This is a genomic window from Candidatus Methanoperedens sp. (genome assembly GCA_027460535.1).
In the GTDB taxonomy this organism is placed as follows: domain Archaea; phylum Halobacteriota; class Methanosarcinia; order Methanosarcinales; family Methanoperedenaceae; genus Methanoperedens.
This window is the reverse complement of the sequence record JAPZAR010000033.1, coordinates 1-7,356: the sequence shown is the minus strand read 5'-3', so window position 1 is coordinate 7,356 and position 7,356 is coordinate 1. Positions and strand designations below refer to the sequence as shown.

The following is a 7,356-nucleotide window of genomic DNA, read 5'->3' as shown; positions in this document are numbered from 1 at the left end:
AGGAGTTACTGGAGAATGTCTACACTGTTAACATCCATCATGGAGATAAGCTGTTAAAAAGAACGAGTTCTGTGACTGAAGAGCAGAAAAAAATTATGGATGTTTTTGGCTGTTGTCATAACCAAGGGTAAAAGTTGGGCAATTGAAGCAACTCTCACAGCTTCAAGCCCAAGGGGTGATAAGCGCTGCGGTGTTGTCTGGCATACACAGGGTTCGGGTAAAAGCCTTACAATGGCTTTTTACACTGGAAAACTTGTCTTAGCTTTGGACAACCCTACGATTGTTGTACTAACGGACAGGAATGATCTGGACGACCAGTTATTTGGCACTTTCAGCCGCTGCCATGAATTGCTGAGACAAAAACCAGTCCAGGCAGCTTCAAGAAGCGAATTAAAGGAACTCCTCACGGTCGCTTCGGGCGGCGTAGTATTTACAACGATACAGAAATTCTTCCCTGAAGAGAAAGGGGATAGATACCCCCTGCTCTCTGAAAGAAGGAATATCATCGTAATAGCAGACGAGGCGCACAGAAGCCAATATGATTTTATTGACGGCTTTGCCAGACACATAAGGGATGCACTGCCCAATGCCTCCTTTATCGGCTTCACCGGGACGCCAATAGAAAAATCAGATAGAAGCACTCCTGCCGTTTTTGGAAATTATATTGATGTTTATGACATAGAGCAGGCAGTAGAAGATGGCGCCACCGTGAGGATCTATTACGAAAGCAGACTGGCAAAACTTGAATTAAAGCCGGAGGAGCGTCCGAAGATTGATCCCGAATTTGAAGACGTCACAGAAGGCGAGGAAGTAGAAAAGAAAGAGAAGCTGAAAAGCAAATGGGCAAGGCTTGAAGCTATAGTCGGGAGCGAAAAACGCTTAAAACAAATCGCTCAGGATATTGTAGATCATTTTGAGAAGCGTCTTGAAGTACTTGATGGAAAAGGCATGATCGTCTGTATGAGCCGGCGCATCTGCATTGATCTCCACAATGAGATCGTTAAATTGAGACCGGAATGGTATCATCGGGACGACGACGGAGGAATTATCAAGGTTATCATGACAGGTTCAGCAAGCGACGATGTGAGCTGGCAGGAGCATATCCGGACTAAACCGCGACGCAGGGTTCTTGGAGATCGCATGAAAGACCCTGGCGACCCTCTTAGAATTGCTATCGTGCGGGACATGTGGCTGACAGGATTTGATGCGCCAAGTCTGCATACTATGTATATCGACAAACCAATGCGAAGCCATGGATTGATGCAGGCAATCGCAAGGGTGAATCGTGTTTTTAAGGATAAAAAAGGAGGACTCGTCGTTGATTATCTGGGAATAGCAGATGAGTTAAAGAAAGCATTATCTGACTATACCGAAAGTGGTGGCAGGGGTAAAACTGTACTTGATAAAGAGGAAGCGGTTGCATTAATGCTTGAAAAATATGAACTTGTGGCAGAACTATTCCATGGATTTGATTATGAAAGATTCTTCACGGCGCTGCCGAGGGATAAGATGTCTATTATTCCAGCGGCTATGGAGCATGTACTAAACCAGGAAAATGGTAAAGAGAGATATCTTGAGTATGTAACCAGATTATCGCAGGCATTCGCCCTTGCAGTACCGCACGAGGAAGCTTTAAAGATTAGAGATGATGTTGGATTTTTCCATGTAGTAAGATCAGTGCTTGCGAAAACCACGATAATAGCGGGTAAACCGCAGGAAGAACTGGATTCCGCTATCAGGCAGATTATATCTAAGGCAATTGTTTTAGATAAAGTGATAGATATCTTTGATTCTGTTGGATTGAAAAAACCCGACATCTCAATACTTTCGGACGAATTTTTAGCTGAAGTTAAAAGAATGCCCCACAAGAATCTTGCATTTGAATTGCTCAGAAAGCTTTTGAATGATGAAATAAAAACAAGGTCAAAAAAGAATCTGATGCAGGGTAAGTCTTTTGCAGATATGTTGGAAAAAGCGATCAAAAGATACCAGAATAAGAGTATAGAGACTGCGCAAGTTATTGAAGAATTAATAGAACTGGCAAAAGAGATGCGCGAGGCAAAACTCAGGGGAGAAAAATTAAATTTAAATGAAGAGGAACTTGCTTTCTACGATGCTCTGGAAGTAAATGATAGCGCTGTTAAAGTTCTGGGTGATGAAAAATTAACAATTATTGCACGTGAACTTGTTGATACAGTTCGTAAGAATGTAACGATCGATTGGACTTTAAAAGAAAGTGTCCAGGCAAAACTTAGAGTTATGGTAAAGAGGATATTGAAGAAGCATGGTTATCCTCCAGATAAGCAGAAGAAGGCAACAGAGACAGTGTTGGAACAGGCAAAATTAATATGTAAAGACCTGGCTGAAGTGTGAATGTTTAACCATATGATAAACTCTTATCGTCCCATCGCCGCCTGCCCCGCGCCGTGTCCTTCATCGCCAGCGCTATCCCCTCTCAACCGGAGTTCGTATCAGTCCGCTGTTGATTCTGAGTAAACCCGCCATCTCATAGACCGTGAGGCTGCTTCGGGAACATATCGGCGCCGCGAGATTAATATTTTTGAAGTGATATATGTCTACTGGCAACCACTGAACTTATAACAGATTGAGCAAGTATAAGTAAAATTAAAAATTCAGGAATAAAATGACTCCAAAAGTTCTCGTTCTCACGGGCTACGGCATAAACTGCGATATGGAGCTTGCCCACGCTTTCCGACTTGCTGGGGCCGATGCAGAGAGAGTGCATCTTTCAGACCTGATCAACGGTTCAAAGGAACTTTCAGATTTCCACATTCTTGCTCTCCCCGGGGGTTTTTCTTTCGGGGATGACATAGCCTCGGGAAAAGTCCTTGCAAACATGATCAAGTATAATCTGGGAGAACAGCTTGGGCAATTCATAGATTCCGGAAAATTGATCATTGGCATCTGCAACGGCTTCCAGGCGATGGTAAAGATGGGACTGCTGCCCGCGTTCGATGGGGACTACGTTACGCAGGACGTGACGCTCACGTTCAATGATTCGGGAAGATTTGAGGACAGATGGGTTCACCTCAAGGGAAATCCGGAGGCAAAATGTGTATTCACGAAAGGAGTTGGCAACATCTACCTCCCGGTGCGCCACGGCGAAGGAAAATTCATTGTCAAAAGCCCGCAGGTTCTCGCTAGATTGAGAAAAAATAGCCATGTGGTATTACAATATGTAGACAGAGAGGGGAACTTTGCTGGATATCCCCATAATCCCAATGGCTCTGTGGACAGCATCGCTGCCATATGCGATGAGACAGGCAGGGTTTTCGGGATGATGCCGCATCCCGAAGCCTTCACGCACAGGACGAACCATCCCTCATGGACCCGGGAGGAGCTGCCGGAGGAGGGTGCAGGTGTTGCGATATTCAGGAATGCGGTGGAGTATGCGGAGGAACGGTTGTAAAAACCTTGAATGCGTGATTTTAGAACGCAATTTTCATCCTGCTATCAATTGTCGAAATAATCTGCTGTAACTCCAGTTTTTTTGAATCAAGATTATGTTCAAAAGAAACAAGATGTTTTTTTGATAGTTCTAATTCCTTCTCTTCGAAAGTTATCTTATCCCGCAAAATAGCGATCCTCTCGTTAAAATTCTTTTCCTCCTCCGCTATATTGAGTCTCGATATCTCACTTTTTTTTGCCTCGATATCCTTTACAAGAGCCTGATATTTTTTCTTATAGGGGTCAAACGATGCCTCAACGACCTTTATTTGTTCAAGCATTTTATCCCGTTTATCCGATGCAAGGCTCAGCGCGTCGCTTTCAACGATTTTTTTAAATTCGGCCAGAAATCCGGGATTAACGCATTTCGGGTCCAACAGGCATGAATGAAGACCCTCTTTCACTTCAGGGGCCAGGGTGTATCTACCGCTATCGCTCAGTTGCTTGAGTCTGCCCAGGGCTTTATTCAGGGGCAAAACCTGCACTTTGATCTCTGACTCGATTTTCTCGGCTTTAGTTTCCAGTTCCATAAGTTCATTCCTGTGGTTGAGATATTGTTCCCATTGTTCACTTTCCTTGAGCCCGGCAAGGTCTTTTTGCGCTTCGTCCATATCTTTTTTCAAAATAGAGAATTTTTCATCGCTTTCATTGATTTTTCTTTTCTCTTTTTCAATATCCTTGATCAGATTTCTTATAGTTCGTATTGCATTGGAGGCATTATCAAAAGCATCGATTGTCTTCTTTTTTTCATTTATGGGTTCTATGAGCTGGTTCAGGAGCCTTCCCAGTGCATTGACATCCGCAATAACATCTTTTGACTCCTCCGGGAACACCATTTTGGTATACTGGTAACTTTTCATGATATTCTCGAGGCATACGGTCAGGGTCTGCATGGCATTTTCATGGAAAGCAAGGATAGTTTTGATATCAGCAGCATCGGGAACTGCTATGTTTTCTATAAGCATCCGTATCTGCTTGATCATGTTATCCCGGTTTGTCGCTGCGATTTTCACCAATTTAAGATGAAATCTACCTTCCAGCTCTGCCTGCTCCAGCAAATCGGTGCTTTTCTTGATTTTCCTGAGTGCAGCTTCAATGTCCGAAAAAACCGAGGCTGCATCTTTTTCAACTTCTTGGGAAATTTTCCTGGATTGTGCCTCAAGCCATAAGGGAAGCTCATCGAACTTCTCTTCGGTGGAGGTGTATTCTTTTTTCCCAAAAAGCCTTTCAATCCAGTTCAAATTATATCCTTCATCTTTCTTTTCTGCATGGTGATGCAATATTTGCGGGAGGGTATATCAAGTTTGATGCTTGGAGCAATACTATCAGTATCAATAAATAGTTGCATTTTCAATTAACAACCCGCATGAAACTAACCATCCAGAGATCGGAAGTAAAAGGGACCGTAAACGCCCCGCCCTCAAAAAGCTATACCCACAGGGCTATAGCAATAGCTGCCCTCTCCAAAAAAGTAACTGTAAATTATCCGCTGATCTCAGAAGATACACGGGCCACGATAAGAGCATCGGAAGCATTTGGCGCAAGCATAGAATCAAGGAAAGAGGCACTGCTTGTCAAAGGATTCGATGGGGAATTAAAAATCCCGGACAATGTGATCGATGTTGCTAACTCGGGCACAACTCTTCGCATTATGACCGCGGTGGCCTCGCTCGTGAAGGGCGCCACGGTGCTTACAGGTGATGCGAGTATAAGGACCAGGCCAAATACGCCTCTGCTTAATGCTCTGAACGGTCTCGGCGCTGAGGCGTTCTCCACGCGTAACAACGGCATGGCTCCCATTGTGGTGAGAGGAAGGATGCGGGGAGGACGCGTCTATATCGACGGGTCGATAAGTTCCCAGTTCATATCTGCGCTGCTCATAGCATGCCCTTTCTCAGATAGTGAGACCCAAATATTGATAAAGGGTGAATTGAAATCCCGCCCTTATGTCAATATCACTATCGACATGCTAAAAGGCGCGGGAGCCAAGATAATTACCGATAGTCCAAACTCCTTCACCATTCCGCCGCAACAGGAGTATAATTTGAGCTCTTATAATGTTCCCGGGGATTTTTCCTCGGCTTCATATATGATGGCAGCAGGAGCGCTGTGCGGCGATGTTACCATCAAGAACCTCTTCCCCTCAGAACAGGGTGATTCGGCCTTGATCGAGATACTCGGGAAAATGGGAGCGAATGTCGAGTGGGACGAGAAAAGAGGCGTGGTCAGGGTGAGGAGGGGAGAGCTAACAGGCATTACCGTCGATGTCGGAAAAACGCCGGACCTTGTTCCCACGCTGGCCGTACTGGGGGCAGCGGCGGAAGGAACCATGATAATTGAGAACGCAGAGCATGTGAGATACAAGGAAACCGACAGGCTGCATGCAATGACGGTCGAGCTGAAAAAGATGGGCGTGGACATCACGGAAGAAAAAGACCAGCTTATGATCAGAGGCGGACCTCTAAGAGGCACGGAAGTGCATGGCTGGGACGATCACCGCATCGTGATGGCGCTGGCGGTGGCAGGGATGGTGGCAGGAGACACTGTGATCGATACGGTTGAGTCGGTCAGCATCTCGTACCCGGGCTTCTTTGAGGATTTGAGGAAGATAGGCGCGGTTGTTTCATAAAACGGAAACAAGGATAATGATAATTCATATGTCATCGGTTAAGAGAAAAAATGGGATGGAACACGGATTCCACGGATAACACGGATTGGCACGGATGATAAAATATACGTGGGTATCCGTCAAATCCGTGCCATCCGTGTTCTATTTCAACTAAGGATCGAGAATCATAACTATCTTTCGCATTTCGAAAAACGATATGCATTAAATCAATCAAACTCCTTAACCGATGACCAATGAATGATAATTCAGAGCAATATCTTTGCGACGATCGCGTTCTCTGATCTGATTCATAAGCTAACATCGCATAGCCCGCCAGGTAACCAGAGTGTTCACAAAAATGATTGAAATAGATATTCATAATGCTTCTGCAGCAGGAATCGAATGGCTCAAAAGGCAGAATCCGGTCACAGTTAAAGACCTTTCCAGGTCGATCCAGGCATTATCCCTGTGGAAGGAGAACACAGCTTACCTGATTGAAATACTGTTGTCCCTGAAAAAAGGCGCATTCTGGGAAACGGACAAGACTCTTCTCGATACGGCAAGGGCATGCATCGCGCTGGCAGGATGCGGAATAATTCAATCCGATGCGATAAAGTGGATACAGGAGCAGCAGGAGAAAGATAACTGGAACAATAACGAGATCGATACCTCATATGCATTGATCGCTCTCGGGGATGCAGGAATAAAAAATGAGGCGGGATGCGAATGGCTGGTGAACAATTACGGGGATAAATGGGAGCACGTGGGCACAACATCGCTTACAGGGCAGGCTGGATACTTTCAAAAAGGCTTTTCGGAGGATGGACCCATATCGCCACCAGCAACCTTGCCATACAGGCTTTGATACTGGCAGGGGAGAGAGATATTGAGAAAGAGATCGGCCCCTCTATCAAATGGCTGCTGGAAAAACAGAATCGAGGTAATTGGGGGGATATTACTTCAACATCGCTCTCGTTGATTTCGTTGGGAATGTACCTGGATTGCCTGGAATCGAGCAAGAGGATAAAATAAATAAGAACCCGCCGCACCAGCATTGAATTCGATATGATTGAAAGGAACACTTAGAGTTCACGGAAAAATAACTTATCCAATTTTATTCATAAGACCTGACAACAAATCTGCGTTCATCTGCGTTCGTATATACAACATCCATGCGAGAAATATAAAAACGTTCTTGCACCTACATAAAAGTAGGTCGAGAGGGTAACAAACATTGCGTTTGGGATCCGTTCCCGTAGATTAACCTGTTGCCCTCTCAT

At 44.9% G+C, this 7,356-nt stretch carries 5 protein-coding genes; 4 read left to right on the top strand and 1 reads right to left on the bottom strand.

Annotated features, from left to right (window positions below; translation table 11 throughout):
• The first annotated feature begins 99 nt into the window (after positions 1-99).
• Positions 100-2,373, top strand: a complete 2,274-nt coding sequence (locus tag O8C65_15005) for a type I restriction endonuclease subunit R (protein MCZ7358227.1) — start codon at positions 100-102, stop codon at positions 2,371-2,373.
• A gap of 271 nt (positions 2,374-2,644) precedes the next feature.
• Positions 2,645-3,430 carry a phosphoribosylformylglycinamidine synthase I gene (purQ, locus tag O8C65_15000; GenBank protein MCZ7358226.1) on the top strand — a complete coding sequence of 262 codons (786 nt, stop codon included), beginning with the start codon at positions 2,645-2,647 and terminating at the stop codon, positions 3,428-3,430.
• A 19-nt stretch (positions 3,431-3,449) separates the two neighbouring features.
• Here purQ and O8C65_14995 read toward each other — a convergent pair whose 3' ends face one another.
• Complete coding sequence (locus O8C65_14995) at positions 3,450-4,709, bottom strand: hypothetical protein (GenBank protein ID MCZ7358225.1); 1,260 nt, start codon at positions 4,707-4,709, stop codon at positions 3,450-3,452.
• Between the two features lie 125 nt (positions 4,710-4,834).
• Here O8C65_14995 and aroA point away from each other — a divergent pair, with 125 nt between their 5' ends.
• Both aroA and O8C65_14985 read left to right on the top strand, forming a co-directional pair.
• Positions 4,835-6,097 carry a 3-phosphoshikimate 1-carboxyvinyltransferase gene (aroA, locus tag O8C65_14990; protein ID MCZ7358224.1) on the top strand — a complete coding sequence of 421 codons (1,263 nt, stop codon included), beginning with the start codon at positions 4,835-4,837 and terminating at the stop codon, positions 6,095-6,097.
• Positions 6,098-6,434: 337 nt separating this feature from the next.
• Entirely contained in the window at positions 6,435-6,941 is a 507-nt protein-coding gene (locus O8C65_14985; GenBank protein ID MCZ7358223.1) for a hypothetical protein, read from the top strand.
• The last annotated feature ends 415 nt before the right edge of the window (positions 6,942-7,356 follow it).

Excerpts from the sequence above, each read along its gene's own strand:
- O8C65_15005 (MCZ7358227.1), top strand. The coding sequence starts at position 100 with ATGTTTTTGGCTGTTGTCATAACCAAGGGTAAAAGTTGGGCAATTGAA.
- purQ (MCZ7358226.1), top strand. The coding sequence starts at position 2,645 with ATGACTCCAAAAGTTCTCGTTCTCACGGGCTACGGCATAAACTGCGAT.
- aroA (MCZ7358224.1), top strand. The coding sequence starts at position 4,835 with ATGAAACTAACCATCCAGAGATCGGAAGTAAAAGGGACCGTAAACGCC.
- O8C65_14985 (MCZ7358223.1), top strand. The coding sequence starts at position 6,435 with ATGATTGAAATAGATATTCATAATGCTTCTGCAGCAGGAATCGAATGG.